The following is a 23,324-nucleotide window of genomic DNA, read 5'->3' as shown; positions in this document are numbered from 1 at the left end:
ATCCCATTTATTACTATAAATAACTAAGCAGTAAATTTCCTGCACTTTCAACAGAAGAAGCAAAGGTTATAATTCCTTCCTCATGCCCCGCCATTACAAGGATTTTTTTTTGCTTAACGTTGCTTTCTACAAATAAACGAAATATCTCTTTTGCCATATCTGGTGTGCCATAGGCAACTTCTTTTTTTGTGGTAGGGATTTTATTAAGTAAATTTTTCCACAACTGAAGATTATGAATATGAATAATAGCATTGATCGAGCTATCGCATTGATAAACGGCGATATGTGTCATGGATTCTGAGGAAGCCTTAATTAATCCTCGACAAACTACGGTATTTTTCTCAAGATCATAATCTGTAACTAGGGTAAAATGTTGTGGTTGAATGGGGTAAATATTACCTGTTTGTGTACCTGAAATCAAGATTCCTTGAGGAGTTTTGATACTGATATTACCATAGCCAATATTTATATCATGATAATGTCCGATAAGTTTAAGATTATACATTCGATCACGCCATGTTAATAGTTCATCAGGTACAGCAATTGACAAAGGTTGTTTAATCCATTGACAATTAAATTTAATTATACCCTCATCAATATTACGGGAATTACTCATTAAAATTTTATGATGATAGATTAAGTGGAAAAATAAAACCCAACGTTATCGATAAGTTTTTATTTCGATATTAAGATATAATTTTTATAGCAATTTATACAATAAGATTATGAGGTGTCTTCAAAAAATATTGCTACTAATAAAAGCACTATTTTTTGTATATCATTTAGTAAAACCTCTTTTTGTGCGTTTTTTTAACTTAGTTTTGTCTAATATAGTAATTTCCATAATTATAGTTTTTCTGCTTATTTAATCTTTTAATTTTGTCAATAACCATAGATTATTATTTTTAATTTAAGGAAATATAGTACACCCCTTATTTATAATTTTATTAAAGTTCAATTTTTGTTAGCAAAATATCTTTCAAATTATCGATAAATGCTTTAAAAGGATGTTGGAATTTTTCTAATTTTTTGTCTGCTTCCCATTCTATTTTTTGCACCAAATCACTATTCATTTCTAATAATTGAATTAATTTACGATAAACCGCTTTTTCTTGAGGACAAATTAAATTTCCCTCTTCATCAGGACTAGCTTTGACTACCATATAAGCTAATTTTACTGCCAATGAGCGATCTTCTATGGTTTTTATTGGTGCAACTAAATCTTCTAAAGGCACAGGATTGTTTTTATAACTCTCAAGTATGTCTTTAAAAGCTGATTCCGCTTCCATTCTGGCTTGTATTTGTTCATAAATTAGAGGATTAGCACTAGGAGAAAAAGAGTCATATAAGGTTATATTATTGTCTAAGTAAACTATCGGCTCTGGATCTGTTGGCAAATTTGCTTTAAACTGTTCTATCAAGACATCACTTTCTTCAGTACTTAAATCACCATCAGACCATGCGATCGCACTTACAAGATGTAAAATATTTAACTGTGATTCTGGGAAATAAAAACTTAATTTTTCTGTCATTTTAAAATATAGATTTATTTAATTAAGAATCTAAACTATTTCTATCATTAATAGAAAGAAAAAAAAGAATATTACTAAAAAAATTAATATTTGATAATTAAAACTTCAAAGAGGATAAGACTATAATCTGATCTTGTAATTATTTATCATCAATTATGAAAATAGGTATTATTGGCTTAGGTTTAATAGGGGGCTCATTAGGTTTAGATTTGACTCGTCAAGGTTACGATGTTATCGGAGTTTCTCGTCAACTCAGCACTTGCAACATCGCTTTAGCAAAACAGATAGTTACAGATGCTAGTGTTGATTTTTCAGTTTTAGAGCAAACAGATCTAATTTTTATTTGTACTCCTATAGCGGCAATTTTACCCACTATTGAGAGCATAATTAATTATTTGCGTCCAAGTACGATTATTACTGATGTAGGCTCAGTGAAAGGAGCAATCTCCCATAAAGCTACAGAATTATGGAAGAACTTTGTGGGTAGTCATCCCATGGCAGGAACGACAAATCAAGGTATTGAAGCGGCTGAATCTAATTTATTTCAAAACGCTCCTTGTGTAATAACTCCTGTGAAAAATACTTCTATGGATGCCATGAATAAAGTTTCAGAAATATGGCGATCGCTAGGTTGTAAAGTATATACTTCGACGCCAGAAATACATGATCAAGCAGTGGCATGGATTTCTCATTTACCAGTAATGATAAGTGCAAATTTGATCAATAGTTGCGTTAAGAATCATAATCAAGAAGTAGTAAAGTTAGCCCAAAACTTGGCAAGTTCAGGATTTAAAGATACCAGCAGAGTGGGAGGAGGAAATGTGGAATTAGGGTTAATGATGGCAAAATATAACCGTGAACAATTGTTAATTAGTTTAATAGAATATCAACAAAATTTACAAGATATTATTAGTAATATTGAACAAGAAAAATGGGAAGAATTAGAGATAATTTTAAAGAAAAGTCATCAAGAAAGACCTAGTTTTATTGATTTTCAAGATTAATTCTATTTGTTAGTTTGACACAAAAAATCAAAGCTACCTATCGGAATCGAACCGACAACCTATTCATTACGAATGAATTGCTCTGCCAATTGAGCTAAGGTAGCAATTTTACCTAGCTTAATATTATAACATAAACAAGTCATAATAAATAATTAGTATTTTTAAATAAATTACTTTATCTTTTTTCTCTTTCTATGATAATTATTTTTTTTACCGAATATTTACAATTATTTAGGCAAATTAATCATATCTAGCAATTTAAGGCAAAGCAAAGGGTTTAAACCCCTTATTATGGATTTAATTTAGATCTTATATTAGTATATTCATACACAATAGACAAAAAGAGAAAATCAATTTTTCTGTAGTTAAGGTCTATTTTTTCCACTATTACCTATGGGCTACCTTAACCAACAAGATCTAAGTTTAAGAAAAATAAAATTTATCATTAATTTAGCCTACTCTACCTACTTTTAAAATCAATGCAAAGAAGACAATTTTTAACCAATGCGGGAATTAGTGCCGTAACTTCTGCAACTTTAGTCTCCTGTCAAAGTCAAAATCAATCTACCGTAATCGCTAATAGTCTTCCTGAGGTAAAGTGGCGTATGGTTACGAGTTGGCCGAAGTCTTTAGATACTATCTTTGGTGGTGTGCAAACAGTCTGTGAAAGCGTAAAAGCAATGAGTGGCGGGAAATTCACCATTACACCTTATGCAGTGGGGGAAATTGTGCCAGGGTTAGAAGTATTAGACACCGTGCAAAATGGAACAGTAGAATGTGGACATACAGCTAGTTACTATTATATAGGAAAAAATCCTGCTCTTGCTTTTGCCACAGGATTACCTTTTGGGTTAACTGCTGAACAACAAAACGCATGGTTATATCATGGAGGAGGATTAGAAGCTATGCAAAAAGTTTATAGTGAATTTAATATTATCAACTTTCCCGCAGGAAATACAGGGGCACAAATGGGGGGATGGTTTAAAAAGGAAGTAAAATCTCTTGGGGATTTGAAGGGTTTAAAGATGCGTATTCCGGGGTTGGGAGGGGAAGTTATGTCAAAATTAGGAGTAAATGTTCAAGTTTTGCCCGGTGGCGAAATTTTCCTTGCTCTTGACAGAGGAGCTATTGATGCCGCAGAATGGGTAGGACCTTACGATGATGAAAAATTAGGTTTAAATAAAGCCGCACAATATTATTATTATCCCGGATGGTGGGAACCTGGACCAACTTTAGATTTATTAGTAAATAAGTCTGCTTGGGAAAAACTACCTTTAGAGTATCAAAATATGTTGATGACGGCGGCAAAATCTTCCAATCTTAATATGTTGGCACAATATAACTTCCTTAATCAAAAATCTTTAGCTACTCTTATTGAAGGAGGTACAAAATTAGTGGCTTATCCTCAAGATATTATGATAGAAGCACAAAAAGTCGCTTTAGAAATTTATGAGAGTAATGCGTCTAAAGATGCTAACTTTAAGGCAATTTATGAACCTTGGAAAGCCTTTAAAGACGGTATAACAAAATGGAATATTATTAATGAGTTAAGTTTCACTAATTTTATGGCAAATAATTAAAAATCCAGTAAATAAGAATCATGGAAATAGAATCAAATTGGATAAATGGCTTAATTGGGGGTATTTTAATTGGTATCAGTGCAACTATTTTATTAGTCTTTAATGGAAGAATTGCTGGTATTAGCGGTATGATTAATGGTGCATTAGAATTTGCCACATCTCAAATATGGCGCTGGTATTTCCTCGGTGGAATGTTAATCGGTGGTTTAATTTATGAATATTTATTACCTTTACCCAATACTCCTAGATATAATCTTGACTTAATGGCAATGATTATGGGGGGTTTTTTAGTAGGTTTTGGCACGAGAATGGGAAACGGTTGTACTAGCGGTCATGGTGTTTGTGGTTTAGGAAGATTGTCAGTGCGATCACTTACAGCCGTAATTAGTTTTTTAGCATCGGGTATGGTAACAGTTTATATTCTCAAGCATATGATAGGTTAAAAAATGAACAATAAACAAAATTTAATAGCTTTAGTTAGTGGTTTACTTTTTGGTTTAGGATTATCAGTATCTCAAATGATAGACAGAGAAAAAGTGATCGGTTTTCTCGATGTTACGGGTAAATGGGATACAACTTTGATGTTTGTCTTAGGAGGTGCGGTGGGAGTAACATTAATAACTTTTAGATTTATTTTGTCTTTAAAACATCCGATTTTTGATAAACAATTTTATCTACCTAAACGTAATGATATAGATGCTAAATTAATATTAGGTGCTATGATTTTCGGTATTGGTTGGGGAATTTCGGGATTTTGCCCAGGACCTGCTATTACTTCCTTAGTCCAACTTAATCTTAATCCTATTATCTTCATTTTAGCTTTTATTGGTGGTTCTTTTACTTTTCAATTCCTAACACAATCAAAGCTTTCAAAATAAATTGAATTAATGAAGTTAGTTAAACAGTTTTTACGATGGCTAATTTTAGGGGTAACTTTATTTTTTATCATCTCTACTTTTAAAGATAATTGGCGAGAAGTTATTGGCATTAAGTTTACTCAATTTACATGGTTGATGTTAACATTAAGCTTATTTTTAAATATTATTGCACATACTTTTTCAGCTTGGGTTTGGACATGGATTTTAGGAATTTTTCAAACTCAATTACAAGGCTTAAAAGCAGTTAAAATTTATCTAATTACTAATATTAGTAAATATCTTCCTGGCAATATTTGGCATTTTTTCGGTAGAGTCAAAGCCATTCAAAATAAGGGTGATAGTTTAGGAGTTGCAACTGTTAGTGTTTTGATCGAACCTTTATTAATGGCGGTTGCTGCTTTATTAATTACTATTATTAGTGTTGGTATTGGTGTTATAGATATTAATTTTTCTCCTTTAATTTTTCTGGTAGAATTGATAATTATTCTGATAACTTTAATAGTTATTCAACCAAAAATTCTTAACCCTATTTTAAGTAAATTAGCAACCAGTAAAGGAAGTAAAGAAAGTGCTAAATTAACCAAATATCCTCTATTACCGTTATTAGGAGAAGTTGTTTTTTTATTATTAAGAGGATTAGCTTTTTTATCAATTTTATTAGCATTTATGCCAGTAAAAATAAATTTAATTCCTCAAGTATTAAGTGGTTTTAGTTTTGCATGGCTATTAGGTTTAATTATTCCTGGTGCGCCTGGAGGGATTGGTGTTTTTGAAACTACAATTATTGCTACTTTTAATCATTCTTTTTTCCCTTCTGAAATCGTTTTAATAGTCATTGCACTATTCCGTATTAGCAGTATTTTAGCCGAATTAATTACTGCTGGAATCGCCTTTTTTAGTAATGAAAAATGAATAACATATATGTCAACTCAATTTTTTATGCTTTAACTTCCTGTGGAGAGAAAATAACTTGATTTAGTTTACCACTACGATACCCTTCTAAATCGAGAGTTACATCGGTAAAACCTAATGATTGAAAATGAGTAACAACTTCACTAAGATTAGTTTTCAACACAAAATCATTGATTTGCTCAGGTAACAACTCAATCTTTGCCGTGTCACCATGGGAGCGCACTCTCAGATTACTATAACCCATTTTTCGCAGGAAAATTTCAGCTCTGCCGACACGATATAATTTCTCGTAGGTAATTTCTTCCCCGTAAGGAAAACGAGAAGATAAACAGGGTTGAGACGGTTTATCCCACCATGGTAAGCCCAATATTTTAGTCATTTCTCTTATTTCTGCCTTTGTTATACCAATTTCTGCTAAAGGAGATCTTGCACCTCTTTCTTTTGCCGCCTGAATACCCGGGCGATAATCTTGTAAATCATCAGCATTAACCCCATCAATAACGTAAAGATAGCCTCTTTCAATAGCTAAGGGTTTCAGTTTATCGTGTAATTCACTTTTACAAAAATAACAACGATTAACGGGGTTAGAAGTATAATTAGGATTATTCATCTCCTCGGTTTCAATTAATTCATGTTTGATACCAATTATTTGTGCTTGTTGTTGTGCATCATCTAATTCTTCAGGTAAAAGAGAAGGGGATACTGCAGTGATAGCCATACTACGATCTCCTAAAGCATCAAAAGCAACTTTTGCCACTAAAGTACTATCAATTCCTCCAGAGTAAGCAATTAAAGCCGTATCCATTTCTTCAAAAATACTGCGTAGTTGATTGAGTTTTTCTTGAATTATCATCTTCTTAATTCTATTTTTTCATAATATAGCAATCCTACTATGGGGGTAGTAAGATTTTTAGAAGTGTTAGCTATTAGTTTTCAGTAATCAGGCACTCTTGCAATGGTAATAATAATTGATAATTTCTAAACAGTAATTAATAACTTCGTAAGATATTAGAATATGTGGTTTATATTAAAAAAATTAGCCATAATTTGAGCTAAATCAGATAAATTATCCATATTTTTGAGATAAGGGAAATAACCTAAGACTGGTACTTTCGTTAAAGATTCTACTAATTTTTTTGGTGTCCAATTATTTATATCTTCTTCACTACAAGGATTAACACAGTTAAAAATAATACCTTTGAGTTTGACTTGATGATGTTTTGCTAAGGCAACATTAGCCACAGTATGGGAGATCGCACCTAATTTCACAGGAACGACTAAAATAGTTTCTAAGTGCCAACTTCCTGCTAAATCTGCAATGGTTAGCTCATGGGTAATCGGACTTCCTAAACCCCCTAATGCCTCTACTAACACTAAATCCTTGAGATTTTGTAATTTAAGTAAATTTTGCCTAATAATCTCTAAATCGATTGATTTACCCTCCAAATCTGCGGCTATGGGCGGTGCGACTGGTGCATCGAATCTTAAAGGAATAATTACATCATCAAAAAACTGTTGATAAAACTCTGCATCTCCTTGTTTACCAGTTTGTAATAATTTGATTAAACCTATACTCAAATCAGAAAAATATTCTTGATAATATGCTCTCAAAGCAGTAGTAATAATAGTTTTTCCAGCATCTGTATCCGTTCCTGCAATTAGTAGAGTTTTCATAAGACTTGTGATAAAATTAAAATAAAGTAATCCATGATACAAAAAAATTCTGTTTATTTATCTTTTATTTCTAAGACTTGCACAAAAGTATAGTTTAAAGTTAATACAAATAACTAGAGAATGTATAAGAAAAAATAAGCAAAAAGTTGAACCGTATTGTAGATTATAATGGTAAAGTTAAAGTATCTTTTGAAATAAAAGGTTAAAGTTAAAAAAAGCCAAATTAAATGCTTTTGATAACTGCAATTTAAAGGCATTGCCGTTTATGCCTTGAATGCGACTTGTTAAAAGTTAATTAACCTTTCAAAACATAAATTTCGTTTTCAACGATTTTTGTGAACGGTAAAACAAATCAATAAATTAGTACTCAATATTAAGAGGTTAAAGAATCTGCTGTGAGTCATTCTGCCACTTTAACACTCAGTCCGATGTTACAACAACAAGCATCGGATAATAACCGTTTAAGATTGTTCTCTGGTTCAGCCAATATCGGTTTAGCGACGGAAGTTGCTCGTTATTTAGGCATGGATTTAGGACCAATGATTCGTAAAAGATTTGCTGACGGTGAGTTATACGTCCAAATTCAAGAATCTATTCGGGGTTGTGATGTGTATTTAATACAGCCTTGTTGTAATCCTGTCAATGATAATTTGATGGAGTTAATGATCATGATCGATGCTTGTCGTCGGGCATCAGCACGGCAAATTACAGCAGTAATTCCTTATTACTCTTATGCTAGAGCCGATCGCAAAACAGCAGGTAGAGAATCTATTTCTGCCAAATTAGTTGCCAATTTGATTACAAAAGCAGGAGCACATCGAGTTTTAGCGATGGATTTGCATTCTGCCCAAATTCAAGGCTATTTTGATATTCCTTTAGATCATGTTTATGGTTCTCCTGTCATTTTAGATTATTTGACCCATAAAAACCTAGAAGATCTCGTAGTTGTGTCTCCTGATGTTGGTGGTGTAGCTAGAGCTAGAGCCTTTGCAAAAAAACTCAATGATGCACCGTTAGCAATTATCGATAAACGTCGTCAAGCCCATAATGTAGCTGAAGTAATGAATGTTATCGGTGATGTAAAAGGTAAAAATGCTGTATTAGTCGATGACATGATTGATACTGCGGGTACTTTATTAGAAGGTGCAAGACTTTTGAAAAAAGAAGGGGCAAATAAAATTTATGCTTGTGCTACTCATGCCGTATTTTCAGGTCCTGCGGTGTCACGTCTTTCTAGTGAAGTGTTTGAAGAAGTAATTGTTACAAATACTATTCCTATACCCCTTGATAATTATTTCTCTCAATTGAAGGTTTTATCTGTAGCGAATCTTCTGGGAGAAACGATTTGGCGTATTCATGAAGATAGTTCTGTAAGTATTATGTTTCGTTAATCATTTCTAAATATTATAATCTTAAAAGCGATCGAATTATCCTTAATAGGTGTTAGGCGATCGCTTTTAAGTAATTAATTTATCGTTGAGTTTTTCAAGTATATCAACCATGAAAAAAGCCAATTTTTCGATCCCTTGTTTTTAAATCTTGATATTTTGCCATGGATAAAAATGAGAATAAATTAGTTACTATCAGTAAATTTTTAAGTAAATATTTAAGACATAAACCTTTAGAAATTGGATTAAATATAGATAGTCAAGGGTGGGTTGACGTTGAAGAATTATTATTCATTTGTAAGGTAAATAATTTTTCTATTACTAAATCAGAATTAAAAGAAGTAGTTATATCTAGTGATAAAAACAGGTTTAGTTTTGACAAAACAGGCACAAAAATTAGAGCAAACCAAGGGCATAGTATTAAGATTGATTTAGATTTAAAACCAGAAATTCCACCGTCAATTCTTTATCATGGCACTGGAAAACAATTTATTGATTCTATTTTTCAAGAAGGTTTATTAAAAATGTCTCGTCATCATGTGCATTTATCGTCAGATATAGAGACAGCCAAAAAAGTTGGACAAAGAAAAGGAAAACTGGTTATTTTGAAGATTAATGCTTTATCAATGCATAAAAACGGTTATCTTTTTTATATTTCTGATAATGGAGTTTGGTTGGTAGATTTTGTACCTGCTAATTACTTGATGGTGTTTTGATTATTTGTAGGCATTCTGGAGAACAAAATGAATTTATACAAATTTTTTATTGAATTACTGAGCCGATTCCTCATGATATTCAAGAGAGAGAATAGTTTATTATAAAAAACTTCACAAGTCTATTAATTAGCAATAATAATATAAATTAAGGTAAAAAAAGATGGCAAAAATTAGTATTGACACAGAAAAACTAGCAGTTGGGGATTATCTTAGTGAAATCCAATACTATAAAGTAATTAAAGTTAATCCTAAAACCGTTGCTTTAGTTGATGATAAAGGTAAGGAAAGTAATGTTGATAAAGAATTGATAGCTTTAGGAATGCACTCAGCTAGTCAATATAAGAATGAAAAAGTAGTTACTCGTACTGAAATTAAAGAAATTTTAGAACAAGCTGGAAATAACGTTTTTACAGTCAACTTCAACAAGCAAGTTAAGGATAAAGAAGTTAAAGATAAATTATTAAATGCCATTAAAGATGAGACTGGAAATCCTTTAAGTTATGAAGAAATTGAGAAGGCTTTAAAGAAAGTTAGCAAACATTTGATGGAAGGAGAAGAAAGAACTTTAATAGGTCATTTGTATTCTAATGAGCCACAAATGGGACGTACACAGGTTATTGATTTAGAAATACCTATGGGAGAATATCGTGTTCGTCAGGTAGATGATCGTACCATTAATTGGTTAATTCTTAAAAACGTTAAATATATTGTCAAATAATTTGGATTAAGAGGTAAAAATCCTGAACGGTTATGAATTTCAAACAAATATTAATCAAGGAGAGTTAGAATAAATAAGAAAATATACTTTATTTTAAGTATATATTGCACAAAGATAAAACTAATTCATCAAAACAAAATTGGGTTTTTTCTTCCACAGCATAAGTGAGTAAATCGCAGAAATTTTTAACCGTGTTTGGTTTAACATTACCAGAATGAATACTCATCATGCCGTGGGCTACTAAATGCCGAACTGCTTGAGCTATTACTAAAATATTATTATGTTCTTTTTGATTAAATTGTTTTATTCTTGAACGTAATTGATCAGAATCGACTTTTTTTTCGATAAAACTAAGAATTTTAGTCGATTTACGCAGTTTTTTCGCAATAGTCTCATCATTAATAGCCCATTCCCTTACAATTACTCTATTTGGACTACCTAATGCTTTATATAATTGTTCAAAAGCTGAATAAGTCAGAAAAAGACCAAAAACACTGCCATAAGCTAAAGTAGAAGCATCTGGATAGTCTTTCATTATTAAACCTTCATAGGATTTAGCTAACCGAAAACGGGCGGCAAAACGATTCAATTCTGACATATTAAGATGATTTGGCAACAATTCAACGGAAACTTCTTTACGCCAACTACAAAATTTTTTCCACCCCTGAGGATAACTCATTTTTTCCAATTTATTAATATTTAAAATCCACTACCAGCACACCCTTCTAAAACATTACAATCTTCTTCAAGTAATTGCGTAAACTCAGCACATCCTTCAGTGTATATAATACACGCTAAAATATCTAAAATGGGGATTAAACTAAATATTAATTATCATATTTGTTTTAAATAAAACAAGTGACCTTTTTTATTTTAAGCCGAAAAAGATCACTTTAATTTTATTCATTAGCCCAATTTTAAAAATCCATTGGGGTAATATCCACCTTATATTTTATTGAAGTTCGAGAATCACACCAGTTTCTACGTGAGGAGTTTGGGGAAATAAATCCGCAGGTTGTACAAAAGTTAATTTATAATCATTATTTCTACATAACTGTTGTAAATCTCTGGCAAGGGTGGCAGGGTGACAACTAATATAAACGATTTTTTGAGGTTTTATTACCAGTAAAGTTTCAATAACTTGAGGTTGACAACCTTTGCGAGGAGGATCGAGAATGACTAAATCAGGTTTTTCATCAATTTCAGGAAAAATAATTTCTGATTCTCCGAGAATAAATTTCACATTCTGAATGTCGTTGACTTCTGCGTTACGATTAGCTTGTTCGATGGAAAGGTTATAAGATTCTATACCAATTACTTGTTTTACTTTTTTGGCGATCGGTAGTGTGAATGTACCTATTCCGCAATAAAGATCTACAACGACTTCATTTCCCTGTAAATTTAATTGGCTTAAAACCTGATTAAATAATGCTTCAGCAACGTTAGTATTAACTTGAAAAAATGTTTCTGGGCGTAAATGATAAGTTAAACCGGCAAAAATTTCGTTAAGATAAAGTCTTCCTGCTAATAAATCAGTCTCTTTACCAAAAATAACATTAGTAGCACTAGGGTTATGATTCAAACAAACACCAACTAAATTAGGATAACGTTGTAACCAAATTTGGGCTTGTTTTTCGATGACGGCATTACTAACTTGCGCACTTATCAGAGTTAATAAAATTTCCCCTGTATTTTTACCGATACGAAAACAAAGATGACGTAATGCACCTTTACGGGTTTTTTCGTCATAAATCGGTATTTTTAATTTTTGTAAATCCTGTTTAATTTCCGCTAATAATGGGTTTAGGCGATCGTCTTGTATGGGACACTGATTAATATTAACAATTTGATGGGTGTTATGTTGATAATATCCTGCCTTAATATTTCCATTTTCTGCTACTCCCAAAGGATAGTTGACCTTATTACGATAACCTAAATCATCATCAGATAAAATGGTTTCCACTGCAAAATCACTAAATCCACCGATGCGAGTTAAAGTTTCTTTTACTTGATTCTGTTTAACTTTGAGTTGATATTCATAATCGATATGTTGCCACTGACAACCTCCGCATTTATCAGCGACTATACAACGAGGGCGAATACGGTAACTTGACTCTTTCTCGATGGTTTCTAATTTTCCTTCTGCGTGTTTTTTCTTAACTCTTACAATCCGACTAGAAATGCGATCGCCAGTCACGGTATTTGGTACAAAAACTACCTGTGAATCAATCTTGCCGATACCATTACCTTCACTGCTAACGTCTTCGATGTCGAGAGTTACTAATTCGCCCTGTTGTATCATTGATAAACCTTATATCTGTTTAAATCTATCCTCAATTATAAGCTCTGGGATCTACTTCAATATTAAAAATTCATTTTAGGCTTTAATATCAAAAAAAAATATTATTAAATAATAATAGTAATTAGAGCAAATATCAAAATAATTATAAGATAAATATATTTTTGAAGTTAATTATAAATTAGATTTATTAATACATGACTAAACTTTCTTTTATATTTAATAAACAACATATTTTTTTAACAATTATTATAAGCTATAGCTACTATACTCTTGACTTAAAATAAAATTAATAGGTAGAAATATTTATACTATTTTATAAAAAAATGACTATAATGAAATGGAAACGAGTTAATTTAATTATTTATATAAGGCTTAAAAAGTAGTTTTAGTGTGCAACTTAATTATTTTTATTTTAAAAATATGTTAAACATAAATAATTAAAATAACTTGACTGTTCAATTAAATTGTACAAAAATAAGTTAAGAAAAAATCATGAGTTTAGAAGATAAAGTTAAAGCAACTGCTAAAAATATTGAAGGTAAAATTCAAGAGACCTATGGAGATGTTATTGGCGATCCTAAAAATCAAGCAGAAGGAAAAGCAAAACAGACAGAAGCAAAAGTTAAGCATACTATTGAAAATGTCAAAGATGAAATAAAAAAAGCTATCGATTAGTAATTACTTAAGTATTAATAAGTAATGAGTAATAAGTCACTAATTAGTAATAGAGAATAAGATGATTTTATTTCAACAAGTCCGTAAGTTATTTGTAGCAATTAGCTTAGTTTTAATGATTTCAACAGCTACAGCTTTCGGTTTTATGGTTGATAATAGTCTTGCTTCAACCTTATTTATCTCATCAATAAATCCCCCAAGTAATCAAATAGCATGGGGTGAAAGAGCAAAAGCTATAGGTAAAGATATTGAAGGTAAAACTCAAGAAGCTATCGGGAATATTACAGGTAATTCTAAAGATCAATTGATGGGTAAAGCCAAACAAGTGGAAAGTAAAGTCCAGAATAAAGCCCTAGATATAAAAGATAGTATGAGCTTAAAAGGAAGAAGTCAAGCTGTCGCCAAAAACATTGAAGGTAAAACCCAAGAAGCCATTGGTAATATTACAGGCAATTCTCAAGATCAATTGATGGGTAAAGCAAAACAATTAGAAAGTAATGCTCGTAATGCCATCGAGGATATTAAAGATAAGTAATAAGTAATAAGTAATAAGTAATAAGTAATAAGTAATAAGTAATAAATTTATTTTGAAGAGGGAAAAATGCTTAACATGATTTGGACTGGTGTTGGTATTCTCGTTATCCTATGGTTACTGGGATTTTCTATCAACGTTGGAGGTAGTTTAATCCATCTGCTTTTAGTTTTAGCTCTTATCGGCATTATTTACAATTTGATGATCGGTCGTAGAATTTAGGTTATATAAAAATACATACAGAAACAATGAATCAAGATCCTAACGACCAAAATAATTTCGAGCGTCGTATAGAACTTCAACAAGAAGAGGAAGCCTTTAAACTCCATCAAGAAGAGAGAAGGTTAAAAACGGGTAAAAGAAATTCAACTTTTATTTGGATTCTCAACAGTATTTATATTCTGATAGGATTTTTACAAGTTCTACTTACCTTACGCTTCTTTCTTCGTTTGACTGGTGCGAATACAGAGAATCAGTTTACTCAATTCATTTATAATCTATCTGATCCTTTCATTGCACCATTTTCTACCTTATTTATCAGCCCTGTAACAGAAGGCGGTAGTAATCCCATCGGTGGTACAAACGTTTTTGATCTTAATGTCTTAGTAGCAATTGTCATTTATGCCCTTTTAGGTTTGCTTGGTGTGAGTTTGATTAAATATATCTATGCTCGACGATAAGAGAAAAGAGCAAATGACAATAGGAAACTATTAAGATTTTAGAGTTTTTCTATGTAGGACTTACGCATTGAAAAAATCATTAAATATGACTATGGCTTTTCCAACATTACAGGGTCATTTTCAGGACTATTTTTCTCTGATTACCAGACATTCTATGTTTACTGCTAATTGTCTCAAATAACGAAATATCGTTATTATACATTCTTGATAATTTTTGAAGTGCGTAAGTGCTATCTTTTAAAGTTTCTTTGCTTACAAAAATACTATCTAACTTTTATTATAAAACAACAAATAACAACTCTTGGAGTGTTAATTATGAAAACTTCTAATGTTCTTTTAACTGGTACTTTATTATCTATTTCTTTAATAAGTGCAACGCCTAGTTTCGCTCAAAATCAACAAATTACTTGTACTATCAATCAGAATATAATTAATTGCCCTGGATACGGTAGTTTTAGGTATCGCAATAATAATAACAATAATAACAATAACAATAATTACTCTCGTTTTGAAAGCGAAATTAATAATACTTATATTCAAGTTTTAGGACGTAATGCAAACTCTAACGAGTTAACAAATTATAGCCAAAGAATGAACAATCAAAATTGGTCAATAAATCAAGTACGTCGTGATCTTACTACCAATAATCAAGAATTTAATGAAACTATTAATAACATTTATCGTGAGTATTTAGGACGTAATATTGATTCTGATGGATTACGATATTTTCAAAATTTAATTGTTAACGGCGAAAACATTGATTTTGTCAGAAATGCTGTTGCTACTAGTCCTGAAGCTAAAAATAGGAATAATAATAGTAATAACAACAATTCTAGTATTGAAGGACAAATCAACAGTATTTATTTAGAAGTTTTAGGGCGTAATGCTAACTCTAATGAATTAAGAAATTATAGCCAAAAAATGAACAATCAAAACTGGTCATTGAATCAAGTACGAAATGATGTTGCCCGTAGTCAAGAAGTGAATCAAGTTATTTCTGGAATCTATCAAGAATTGTTGGGAAGAAATACCGATTCTGCTGGGTTACAGTATTTTCAAAACTTAATTATTAATGGCAGAAACATTGATTATGTCAGAAATGTCATCGCCAATAGTCCTGAAGCTAGAAACAGAAATAGTAATAATAATAATAACTCTCGTACTAATCAAGATATTAACAATATCTATCTTCAAGTTTTGGGGCGTGACGCTAATTCTAATGATTTACAAAATTATACACAAAAAATTAATAATCAAAATTGGTCATTAAGACAAGTACGCCGTGAAGTTGCCAATAAACCTGAACTTAATCAAGCCATTAATAAAATTTATCAAGAATATTTAGGACGTGATGCTGATAAAGGTGGATTAGACTATTTTCGAAATTTAGTTATCAATGGTCAAAGTATTGACTCTGTCAGAGATGCTATTTCCAATAGTTCTGAAGCCAGAAAGAGAAGATAATTAGGAATTATGTATTTACCATTGCCCATTCCCCATTGCCCTTTACCCTTTACCCTTTACTAATTACTAATTATCAATTATGACAAACTCCATTGAATTTAAACTATTTGCTCCCTATAATCAAAGTGCAACATTAATGGGAACTTTTTCTGATTGGGAAGAAATTCCCATGATAAAAGGTAAAGATGGTTATTTTCGATCTTCGGTAGCCTTAGAAGACGGCAGTTATCAATATAAATTTCGTATTCAATCTCGTAGCTGGTTTTTTGAATCTGATCAATGGGTTGATCTAATTGATCCCTATGCTACAGATATTGATAATTCCTCCCAAAATGCAGTCATTTTAATTAAAGATGGCGATCGGATTGTTGATGAGTATGTTTGGCTACATGATGAGCAAAATTTGCCCTCAGATTGTGAATTAATTATATATGAACTTCATGTCGGTGATTTTTCTGGTGGAGAAAAGGATAATAAAACTAGAGGAAAATATACAGACATTATCGAAAAACTTGACTATCTGTGCGAATTAGGGATCAATGCCATTGAATTAATGCCCGTCAATGAATATCCTGGTGATCATAGTTGGGGTTATAATCCTCGTCATTTTTTCGCCTGTGAATCAAGCTATGGATCAACTTCAGACTTAAAAAAACTCATCGACTCCTGTCATGAAAAAGGAATTCGTGTAATTTTAGACGCAATTTATAATCACTCAGAATCCGAAGCACCTCTGACAAAAATTGACTATGATTATTGGTATCATCATTCACCCCGTGATCCTGATAATAACTGGGGACCTGAATTTAATTATGATTTATATGATGAAACTTTACAAATATATCCAGCGTGGAAGTTTATGGGAGATAATCTCACTTTTTGGGTGAAAGAATATCATATTGACGGCATTCGTTTTGATGCCGCTAGACAAATTGCTAACCATGATTTTATGCACTGGATTGTTAAGGAAGGGAAAAAAACCGCTGGAATAAAGCCTTTTTTTACCATAGCTGAGTATATACCCGAAACTACTACTATTACCAATGCAGAAGGACCAATGGATAGTTGTTGGCACGATAGTTTTTACCATACAATCATTGCCCATATTTGCGGTGATACTTTTGATTTAGACAATTTAAAAGATGTTATTGACTGCAAACGTCAAGGTTTTATGGGAGCGAGTAATGTGGTGAATTATCTCACTAATCATGATCATAATCATTCTATGGCAGAATTAGGCGATCGCAAAATTTTTGGTGAAGAGGCTTTTAAGCGTTTAGAATTAGGAGTTGCAATATTGATGACATCAGTGGGTGTACCCTTAATTTGGATGGGAGAAGAATTTGCAGAATATAAAGATAAAACCTTAGAATCATCAAAAATAGATTGGCAATTGTTAGATAACGACTTAAATAAAAATTTATTGGCATACTATAAAGGCTTAATTTTCTTAAGAAGAAGTAATCGTGCTTTATGGACAGAAAATATTGATTTTTTCCACGAAAATAGTGATGATAAAATATTAGCTTATACTCGATGGAATGAAGAAGGATCTCGTATTGTAATTATCGCAAATTTTTCTGACACATTTCGGGCAGGTTATCAAATATCGAACTTTCCAGCTAATGGGAAATGGCATGAATGGACAGGTAATTATGAAATAGAATCAGGAGATAATAATCTTACTATTGATTTAGGCACTTATGAAGCTAAAGTTTTAGTATGGAAATAAATATGAAATATTATAATTTTTTTAATTGTAATAAGATTCCATTAATTTTTCTTAAACAATAAAATCATTCCCCATTAGACTTGTCTATAAAGTACAATTTTGGTATGTTAGAATACCTGACTGCTGATAGCTAATAGCTAATAGCCACCCTCATCAAAATAAAAATACTTTTTCAGTAAACTCTAATTAATACATTTCATACTTTAATAATGTGCAAGGAATGCCACCATTATTAATAGGAATACGACGAGAAGTCCGCAAACCGACTTTTTTACTTAATTCTTTATTACCTGTTAAAATATAAGCCGTCCATCCTTTGAAACGTTGCTTAAAAACATCTCCTAAAAGTTTATATAAAGGAAATAGTGCCTCTACTTCTGAAATGCGTTTACCATAAGGAGGATTACATATCAAAATACCTGATTCAGCAGGAGCGGTAATGTCAGCTAAATGTTGTTGATAAAATTTCACTTGATCTCCAATTTCACAGGCTTTAGCATTACTTTGAGCTTGTCTAATTACATCAGCATCTGCATCCGTGCCAATCATAATGGGTAAATGTTCTTTTTGGCTCATTTCCGCTTCTTTAAGCAAACTTCCCCATAATTTAGCGTCATAGTCTGGCCAATTTTGAAAACAAAACTTATTCCGATATAACCCCGGTGCGATATTTAAACCCATTAAAGCCGCTTCTAATAATATAGTACCTGAACCACATAAAGGATCTACAAGAGGTTGCTCTGGTGTCCATTCGGTGATGTATAATAACGCTGCGGCTAATGTTTCTTTCAGAGGTGCTAATCCCATGGCAGGGCGATAACCACGACGGTGGAGACTATCACCTGTACTATCAAGGCTTAAAATACAGTTATTTTCGTGAATATGAGCGTTGATGACTATATCTGGCTCAACTGTATCCACATCTGATCTTACTCCTTTTTGTTGCTGTTGTTGATCGACAATGGCATTTTTAATTTGAATGGCGGTGACATGACTATTATTAAGTTGTTGATTTTTCCCTGTGCAACGAACTGCTATAGTTTGATCAGGTTGTAGATATTCTGACCAATCCATTGCTCTAACATTACGATATAATTGTTCTGGATTCTGGCTTCTGATGGTTTCAATGGGCATTAATACTCGAAAAATTGTCCTTGCCCATAGGTTTATTTTATATAATAAGGTTTGATCTCCTTCAAAATATACCCCCGTAAATTCAGGTTTAACAGCAATTGCACCTAATCTAATCAATTCTTCAGCAGCGATGTCTTCTAAACCTCTGGCAGTGGTAGCGAAATAAGATACAGTCACAATAAAAAGAACAATGAACAAAGAATAATTAATAATATATCAGAAAATTTGTCTTTAACCTTGATTAATCAATACTTTTCCCTTCTACTGAAAGTGATTTATTATTATACATTGCCTGTATAGTTTAAGAAGTTTATTTTAATACTTATCAAAATAACTTTATCTTTTCAATAATATGTTACACTTTATGAAAGAATTATGAAAATATTTAAAATTTCTCATGATAATCAAAAAAATTATCTTTCTCAGTAGCTTACTTATTCTATTAGGTGGTTGTAATCAAGATTTTCAAAACAAATCAAATAATATAAATGATAAGCCTCAAGTGGTTTCTACTAGTACTATTATCTCTAATCTTACTGAAGAAATAGGCGGCGAAGAAATTAATAATATTAGTATTTTAGCACCAGGTGCAGATCCTCATATTTATGAACCTGTACCTCAAGATACGATCGCCTTAGAAAAAGCGGATTTAATTTTATATAATGGTTATAATCTCGAACCAAATATTATTAAATTGATCAATTCTACAGGTATTAAAGCAGAAAAATTAGCAGTAGGAGAAAAGATAAAACCTCTTGATTTTGATTATAAAGGACAAAAAAAAGCTGATCCTCATGTTTGGGGTGATGTTAAAAATGTCATTGTGATGGCAAAAGCAATCCGAGATAAATTAAGAGAAATTGATCCAAAAAATGAAAGTAAATTCAGTGAAAATGCGACACAATTAATTACTGAATTAGAAGCCTTAGATTTATGGATTAAAACCCAAATCGCCACAATTCCTCCTAATCAAAGAAAATTAATCACTTCTCATGATGCTTTTCAATATTACAGTAAGGCTTATGGTTTAGAAATTCCGGGGACACTTATCGGTATTAGTACAGAAGAACAACCCAGTGCCCAAACTATTAAAAATTTGGTAGAAATAATCCAAAGTAGTGGTGTAAAAGCCATTTTTGCTGAAACTACCATCAACCCTACTTTAATTGAAACCGTTGCCCAAGAAGCAGGGGTAAAAGTTGCAAAAGGTAAACTTTATTCTGATTCCATTGGTGTTAAAGGCAGTGAGGCTGATAGTTATGTAAAAATGTTAAAAATAAATACTGAAACGATTGTGGATGCTTTAACTAACGATTCTCCAGCCAATTAGTTAAAATTAGTTAGCCGACTTCAAACGCAACACCTTCTAAGCGGAAGTTAGAAAAATTAGCTAGAATATTATTTTTTTCAGCTTCCCCTACAAATAAGTATGTACCAGGTTGATCTAAATTTTGAAAACGATAAATATCATTTGCTTTATTAGCATCAGCACCATAAACATAAAAAGCAATACCTTCTTCTTGAAAATTAGGATTATTTTGTTTGATACTTTGTCTTTCTTGCTCTCCAGTATAAAGATAAGTACCCACCACATCAGTGTTTTGGAAACGATAAATAGGAATTAACTGATCTCCTGGAGCAACTCCCACTTTGAAAGCTTCACCTTCTAACTGAAAATTTTGGTAATTATTCAGAACATTTTGTGATTCTTGTACACCACCAAAGAAATAAGTACCGGTAGCATTTTGATTTTGAAAACGGAAAACAGACGAATTTAATAAGGGATCATTACTATTACTGGTACTTTCAAGAGAATCATAAATACCATTATTATCATTGTCATTATGATCATCATCCAGATAATTTTGCCCGTTATTACCATATTCTAAAGAATCATCAATCCATTATGATCATCATCCAGATAATTTTGCCCGTTATTATCATATTCTAAAGAATCATCAATCCATTATGATCATCATCCAGATAATTTTGCCCGTTATTATCATATTCTAAAGAATCATCAATCCATTATGATCATCATCCAGATAATTTTGCCCGTTATTACCATATTCTAAAGAATCATCAATCCATTATGATCATCATCCAGATAATTTTGCCCGTTATTATCATATTCTAAAGAATCATCAATCCATTATGATCATCAGAAGAGTCATCATTTTCATGATCATTCCCAATATATCCAATTTTAGAGTTAATAACAGTTTGACCGATGGCAGTATAATCACTCATAATCTTTTTTCCTTTTTAAAATAAACTTGGCTCTTCAATACTTAAGCTATACTCTGAACGGCTTAAAACTTTACTTTTTGTGATAATTAACAATTGTTATTAAACGTTGATATATAAACAATAGAATAATTCTCAAATGTTAAGTTCCTATCCGTTTAGAATGAGTATATAACCCAATAGTAAAGAAGTAGTAAAGAAACTATCAATCAAGTGTAAATTTATACAATATTATTTTATAGTTAAATAGCAATATAGTTTTCCCTTAGATATATCTACTACAAAGTATTGTGGATGCTTTAACTAACGATTCTTCTACCAATCAGTTAAATCCGTGAAAGAATTAAAATCTAATAAAGCCTCTCCTAAATTTTCTAAATCTACCGCTAATTTTTCTTGAAAAATCGTTCTTAAACTTATAAACTTTCCTCTACCTAAAATTCTTAACCCAGAGTTTGTTCATTTACTGGTAATTGATGGATGACAATAATTCAACTCATAAAACCTTACTTTAGCTTTGGCAAAGATCTTTGATTTTCAACTTATTGATACAATTATAACTATATCTGTCTGTAGTAAAAGTACTATAGTATTAATGGTCAAAATAATTAATAAGCGAGCCCTAGGTGTTCAGCTAGTTTATGATATTGGAGTAGAAAAAGATCACAATTTTCTCTTAGGGAATGGTTTAGTTGCTTCTAACTGCTTTAATAAATCTCATTCGACAGCTTACGCTTATGTCACCTATCAAACAGCTTATCTAAAAGCTAATTATCCTGTTGAATATATGTCAGCTTTATTGACTGCAAGTAGCGATAATCAGGATAAAGTTGAGAAATATCGGGAAAATTGCCTAAAAATGGGTATAAATGTTAAGCCCCCTGATATTAATTATTCTTACAAAGAATTTATGCCTCAAGGAAAAGATATTTTATTTGGTTTATCTGCCGTCAAAAATTTAGGAGAATCTGCCATTGAAAATATCTTAGAAGCAAGAAAAAAATCAGAAGGAAAGTTTCTTAATTTTGCTGATTTTATCGGGAAAATTAACTTAAAAACAGTGAATCGTCGAGCCTTAGAAACTTTAACTTATGCAGGTGCATTTGACTCTATTCATCAAAATCGTAAACAGTTAATTGAAAGTTTAGATTTAATGATTACTTGGTCACAAAAACGCATTAAAGAAAAAGAAACAGGACAGTTAAATGTTTTTGATTTAATGTTGTCTAATGAATCAGAATCTATTGCAGAAATTCAATATGAAAATGCACCACAATTGCCTCAAATTTCTGATTTTTCAGTACAAGAAAAACTTAAATCTGAAAAAGAACATCTAGGGTTTTATGTATCAGAACACCCATTAAAACCATTAAAAAATATAGCAAAAATATTATCTCCTATTGATATTAGTGAATTATCAGAATATAAATCAAGAAAAAAAATGTGTGCGATCGTAATGTTAACAATGATCAAAAATCATATAGACAAAAATAGTAAAAATATGGCTTTTTTGACCGTAGAAGATATTACTGGACAAGCAGATGCTATTGTTTTTGCGAGTAATTATGACCAAGTAAAAGAAAATTTAGTTGAAGATACCCCCTTAATTATTTGGGGAAAAGCTGATCATAAAGATGATAAATCACAAATTATTATTAATAATATAAAAAGAATGGAAAATGTCACCATAGTTTATATTCGCTTAACTCCAGAACAAGCATCTCAACCGCAAATACAAGGAAAATTAAAAAGTCTTTTACAAGAACAATCAGGAGATAAAAATGATGCAGTAATTCCAGTTTTTGCTATTGTTGACGATGTTCAAGAACGAATTTTTGTCCGTTTGGGAGACAATTATTGGGTACAAAATGCAGAAAATACAGTGGAATCTTTAGTGAATGGCGGATTCAATGCTTATACACAACTTCTTCAGCCTTGATTATCTCAATAGGTACGGTAAAAAGATATTTTTATTTTTAATTTATGGAAAGATTCTGAGAAAAATGTGACAATTTGTTAAAAAATTTGTTAAAAATAGTAAAGAGCAAGTTTAAAAGCATACCTAAATCGTATCTTTAAACCGAGTTAGAGTAACGACTAACTCATGCTATATTAAGAAAAGTTAATTGCACATCAGTAATATTGCTGAGTAGCAA

General features: G+C 31.4%; 25 protein-coding genes and 1 tRNA gene. 16 read left to right on the top strand and 10 right to left on the bottom strand.

The features are described from left to right. Positions 1-13: 13 nt before the first annotated feature. Both GM3708_RS08220 and GM3708_RS08215 read right to left on the bottom strand, forming a co-directional pair. Positions 14-616 (bottom strand): class II aldolase/adducin family protein, encoded by a 603-nt coding sequence (locus GM3708_RS08220; protein WP_066345498.1) that lies wholly within the window; start codon positions 614-616, stop codon positions 14-16. A 331-nt stretch (positions 617-947) separates the two neighbouring features. Beyond that, positions 948-1,532, bottom strand: coding sequence for a hypothetical protein (locus GM3708_RS08215; protein WP_066345497.1), 585 nt, complete (start codon positions 1,530-1,532; stop codon positions 948-950). Between the two features lie 155 nt (positions 1,533-1,687). Between GM3708_RS08215 and GM3708_RS08210 the strand changes: the two genes are divergently transcribed. After that, complete coding sequence (locus tag GM3708_RS08210) at positions 1,688-2,536, top strand: prephenate/arogenate dehydrogenase (protein ID WP_066345496.1); 849 nt, start codon at positions 1,688-1,690, stop codon at positions 2,534-2,536. 31 nt (positions 2,537-2,567) lie between these two features. Here GM3708_RS08210 and GM3708_RS08205 read toward each other — a convergent pair. Continuing rightward, positions 2,568-2,640 (bottom strand) — tRNA-Thr (locus tag GM3708_RS08205). A gap of 375 nt (positions 2,641-3,015) precedes the next feature. Here GM3708_RS08205 and GM3708_RS08200 point away from each other — a divergent pair. Genes GM3708_RS08200 through GM3708_RS08185 form a run of 4 tightly spaced genes read left to right on the top strand, consistent with a single transcriptional unit; the run spans position 3,016 to position 5,906 of the window. Beyond that, positions 3,016-4,116, top strand: coding sequence for a TRAP transporter substrate-binding protein (locus GM3708_RS08200; protein ID WP_066345495.1), 1,101 nt, complete (start codon positions 3,016-3,018; stop codon positions 4,114-4,116). 20 nt (positions 4,117-4,136) lie between these two features. After that, complete coding sequence (locus tag GM3708_RS08195) at positions 4,137-4,559, top strand: YeeE/YedE family protein (RefSeq protein WP_066345493.1); 423 nt, start codon at positions 4,137-4,139, stop codon at positions 4,557-4,559. A 3-nt stretch (positions 4,560-4,562) separates the two neighbouring features. Then, entirely contained in the window at positions 4,563-4,994 is a 432-nt protein-coding gene (locus GM3708_RS08190) for a DUF6691 family protein (RefSeq protein ID WP_066345491.1), read from the top strand. A gap of 9 nt (positions 4,995-5,003) precedes the next feature. Then, positions 5,004-5,906, top strand: a complete 903-nt coding sequence (locus GM3708_RS08185) for a lysylphosphatidylglycerol synthase domain-containing protein (RefSeq protein WP_066345489.1) — start codon at positions 5,004-5,006, stop codon at positions 5,904-5,906. A 25-nt stretch (positions 5,907-5,931) separates the two neighbouring features. Here the strand turns inward: GM3708_RS08185 and larE are convergent, their stop codons facing one another. Then, positions 5,932-6,756: an ATP-dependent sacrificial sulfur transferase LarE gene (gene larE, locus GM3708_RS08180; RefSeq protein ID WP_066349380.1), complete on the bottom strand. Its 825-nt coding sequence runs from the start codon at positions 6,754-6,756 to the stop codon at positions 5,932-5,934. A gap of 158 nt (positions 6,757-6,914) precedes the next feature. Then, positions 6,915-7,580, bottom strand: coding sequence for a dethiobiotin synthase (gene bioD, locus GM3708_RS08175; protein ID WP_066345487.1), 666 nt, complete (start codon positions 7,578-7,580; stop codon positions 6,915-6,917). A gap of 395 nt (positions 7,581-7,975) precedes the next feature. Here bioD and GM3708_RS08170 point away from each other — a divergent pair, with 395 nt between their 5' ends. The 3 genes from GM3708_RS08170 to GM3708_RS08160 all read left to right on the top strand — a co-directional run bounded on the left by GM3708_RS08170 (position 7,976) and on the right by GM3708_RS08160 (position 10,402). Beyond that, on the top strand, positions 7,976-8,971 hold the full coding sequence (locus tag GM3708_RS08170; RefSeq protein ID WP_066345484.1) for a ribose-phosphate pyrophosphokinase: 996 nt from the start codon (positions 7,976-7,978) through the stop codon (positions 8,969-8,971). A 161-nt stretch (positions 8,972-9,132) separates the two neighbouring features. After that, positions 9,133-9,684: an RNA 2'-phosphotransferase gene (locus tag GM3708_RS08165; RefSeq protein WP_066345482.1), complete on the top strand. Its 552-nt coding sequence runs from the start codon at positions 9,133-9,135 to the stop codon at positions 9,682-9,684. 160 nt (positions 9,685-9,844) lie between these two features. Continuing rightward, positions 9,845-10,402, top strand: coding sequence for a hypothetical protein (locus GM3708_RS08160; protein WP_066345480.1), 558 nt, complete (start codon positions 9,845-9,847; stop codon positions 10,400-10,402). Positions 10,403-10,490: 88 nt separating this feature from the next. Here the strand turns inward: GM3708_RS08160 and GM3708_RS08155 are convergent, their stop codons facing one another. Together GM3708_RS08155 and rlmD are read right to left on the bottom strand one after the other, a co-directional pair. Further along, positions 10,491-11,081, bottom strand: a complete 591-nt coding sequence (locus GM3708_RS08155) for a hypothetical protein (RefSeq protein WP_066345478.1) — start codon at positions 11,079-11,081, stop codon at positions 10,491-10,493. 273 nt (positions 11,082-11,354) lie between these two features. Next, positions 11,355-12,701, bottom strand: a complete 1,347-nt coding sequence (gene rlmD, locus GM3708_RS08150; protein ID WP_066349379.1) for a 23S rRNA (uracil(1939)-C(5))-methyltransferase RlmD — start codon at positions 12,699-12,701, stop codon at positions 11,355-11,357. A 495-nt stretch (positions 12,702-13,196) separates the two neighbouring features. Between rlmD and GM3708_RS08145 the strand changes: the two genes are divergently transcribed. From GM3708_RS08145 to GM3708_RS08125, 6 genes are all read left to right on the top strand, one after another. After that, entirely contained in the window at positions 13,197-13,379 is a 183-nt protein-coding gene (locus GM3708_RS08145; RefSeq protein WP_066345477.1) for a CsbD family protein, read from the top strand. Between the two features lie 61 nt (positions 13,380-13,440). Beyond that, on the top strand, positions 13,441-13,914 hold the full coding sequence (locus GM3708_RS08140) for a CsbD family protein (protein WP_066345476.1): 474 nt from the start codon (positions 13,441-13,443) through the stop codon (positions 13,912-13,914). A 66-nt stretch (positions 13,915-13,980) separates the two neighbouring features. Beyond that, a complete protein-coding gene (locus tag GM3708_RS18510; RefSeq protein WP_144439298.1) occupies positions 13,981-14,133 on the top strand; it encodes a lmo0937 family membrane protein in 153 nt (50 codons plus the stop codon). Positions 14,134-14,159: 26 nt separating this feature from the next. Further along, positions 14,160-14,591: a YggT family protein gene (locus tag GM3708_RS08135; RefSeq protein ID WP_066345475.1), complete on the top strand. Its 432-nt coding sequence runs from the start codon at positions 14,160-14,162 to the stop codon at positions 14,589-14,591. Between the two features lie 315 nt (positions 14,592-14,906). Further along, a complete protein-coding gene (locus GM3708_RS08130) occupies positions 14,907-16,055 on the top strand; it encodes a DUF4214 domain-containing protein (RefSeq protein ID WP_066345473.1) in 1,149 nt (382 codons plus the stop codon). 79 nt (positions 16,056-16,134) lie between these two features. Next, on the top strand, positions 16,135-17,787 hold the full coding sequence (locus tag GM3708_RS08125) for an alpha-amylase family glycosyl hydrolase (protein WP_066345472.1): 1,653 nt from the start codon (positions 16,135-16,137) through the stop codon (positions 17,785-17,787). A gap of 186 nt (positions 17,788-17,973) precedes the next feature. Here the strand turns inward: GM3708_RS08125 and GM3708_RS08120 are convergent, their stop codons facing one another. Further along, positions 17,974-19,098 carry a class I SAM-dependent RNA methyltransferase gene (locus GM3708_RS08120; protein ID WP_066345471.1) on the bottom strand — a complete coding sequence of 375 codons (1,125 nt, stop codon included), beginning with the start codon at positions 19,096-19,098 and terminating at the stop codon, positions 17,974-17,976. 226 nt (positions 19,099-19,324) lie between these two features. Here GM3708_RS08120 and GM3708_RS08115 point away from each other — a divergent pair, with 226 nt between their 5' ends. Continuing rightward, on the top strand, positions 19,325-20,251 hold the full coding sequence (locus GM3708_RS08115) for a metal ABC transporter solute-binding protein, Zn/Mn family (RefSeq protein WP_066349377.1): 927 nt from the start codon (positions 19,325-19,327) through the stop codon (positions 20,249-20,251). 10 nt (positions 20,252-20,261) lie between these two features. Here GM3708_RS08115 and GM3708_RS08110 read toward each other — a convergent pair whose 3' ends face one another. Next, positions 20,262-20,570: a hypothetical protein gene (locus tag GM3708_RS08110; protein ID WP_066345470.1), complete on the bottom strand. Its 309-nt coding sequence runs from the start codon at positions 20,568-20,570 to the stop codon at positions 20,262-20,264. 913 nt (positions 20,571-21,483) lie between these two features. Continuing rightward, entirely contained in the window at positions 21,484-21,573 is a 90-nt protein-coding gene (locus GM3708_RS19780; protein ID WP_071827659.1) for a DUF4351 domain-containing protein, read from the bottom strand. A 190-nt stretch (positions 21,574-21,763) separates the two neighbouring features. Here GM3708_RS19780 and GM3708_RS08105 point away from each other — a divergent pair, with 190 nt between their 5' ends. Further along, positions 21,764-23,107, top strand: coding sequence for an OB-fold nucleic acid binding domain-containing protein (locus tag GM3708_RS08105; protein WP_066345468.1), 1,344 nt, complete (start codon positions 21,764-21,766; stop codon positions 23,105-23,107). The last annotated feature ends 217 nt before the right edge of the window (positions 23,108-23,324 follow it).

Source organism: Geminocystis sp. NIES-3708, from assembly GCF_001548095.1.
Taxonomy (GTDB): domain Bacteria; phylum Cyanobacteriota; class Cyanobacteriia; order Cyanobacteriales; family Cyanobacteriaceae; genus Geminocystis.
This window is presented reverse-complemented; position numbering and strand designations above follow the sequence as displayed.

Excerpts from the sequence above, each read along its gene's own strand:
- GM3708_RS08220 (WP_066345498.1), bottom strand. The coding sequence starts at position 616 with ATGAGTAATTCCCGTAATATTGATGAGGGTATAATTAAATTTAATTGT.
- GM3708_RS08215 (WP_066345497.1), bottom strand. The coding sequence starts at position 1,532 with ATGACAGAAAAATTAAGTTTTTATTTCCCAGAATCACAGTTAAATATT.
- GM3708_RS08210 (WP_066345496.1), top strand. The coding sequence starts at position 1,688 with ATGAAAATAGGTATTATTGGCTTAGGTTTAATAGGGGGCTCATTAGGT.
- GM3708_RS08200 (WP_066345495.1), top strand. The coding sequence starts at position 3,016 with ATGCAAAGAAGACAATTTTTAACCAATGCGGGAATTAGTGCCGTAACT.
- GM3708_RS08195 (WP_066345493.1), top strand. The coding sequence starts at position 4,137 with ATGGAAATAGAATCAAATTGGATAAATGGCTTAATTGGGGGTATTTTA.
- GM3708_RS08190 (WP_066345491.1), top strand. The coding sequence starts at position 4,563 with ATGAACAATAAACAAAATTTAATAGCTTTAGTTAGTGGTTTACTTTTT.
- GM3708_RS08185 (WP_066345489.1), top strand. The coding sequence starts at position 5,004 with ATGAAGTTAGTTAAACAGTTTTTACGATGGCTAATTTTAGGGGTAACT.
- bioD (WP_066345487.1), bottom strand. The coding sequence starts at position 7,580 with ATGAAAACTCTACTAATTGCAGGAACGGATACAGATGCTGGAAAAACT.
- GM3708_RS08165 (WP_066345482.1), top strand. The coding sequence starts at position 9,133 with ATGGATAAAAATGAGAATAAATTAGTTACTATCAGTAAATTTTTAAGT.
- GM3708_RS08160 (WP_066345480.1), top strand. The coding sequence starts at position 9,845 with ATGGCAAAAATTAGTATTGACACAGAAAAACTAGCAGTTGGGGATTAT.
- GM3708_RS08155 (WP_066345478.1), bottom strand. The coding sequence starts at position 11,081 with ATGAGTTATCCTCAGGGGTGGAAAAAATTTTGTAGTTGGCGTAAAGAA.
- GM3708_RS08145 (WP_066345477.1), top strand. The coding sequence starts at position 13,197 with ATGAGTTTAGAAGATAAAGTTAAAGCAACTGCTAAAAATATTGAAGGT.
- GM3708_RS08140 (WP_066345476.1), top strand. The coding sequence starts at position 13,441 with ATGATTTTATTTCAACAAGTCCGTAAGTTATTTGTAGCAATTAGCTTA.
- GM3708_RS18510 (WP_144439298.1), top strand. The coding sequence starts at position 13,981 with ATGCTTAACATGATTTGGACTGGTGTTGGTATTCTCGTTATCCTATGG.
- GM3708_RS08135 (WP_066345475.1), top strand. The coding sequence starts at position 14,160 with ATGAATCAAGATCCTAACGACCAAAATAATTTCGAGCGTCGTATAGAA.
- GM3708_RS08130 (WP_066345473.1), top strand. The coding sequence starts at position 14,907 with ATGAAAACTTCTAATGTTCTTTTAACTGGTACTTTATTATCTATTTCT.
- GM3708_RS08125 (WP_066345472.1), top strand. The coding sequence starts at position 16,135 with ATGACAAACTCCATTGAATTTAAACTATTTGCTCCCTATAATCAAAGT.
- GM3708_RS08105 (WP_066345468.1), top strand. The coding sequence starts at position 21,764 with ATGGTCAAAATAATTAATAAGCGAGCCCTAGGTGTTCAGCTAGTTTAT.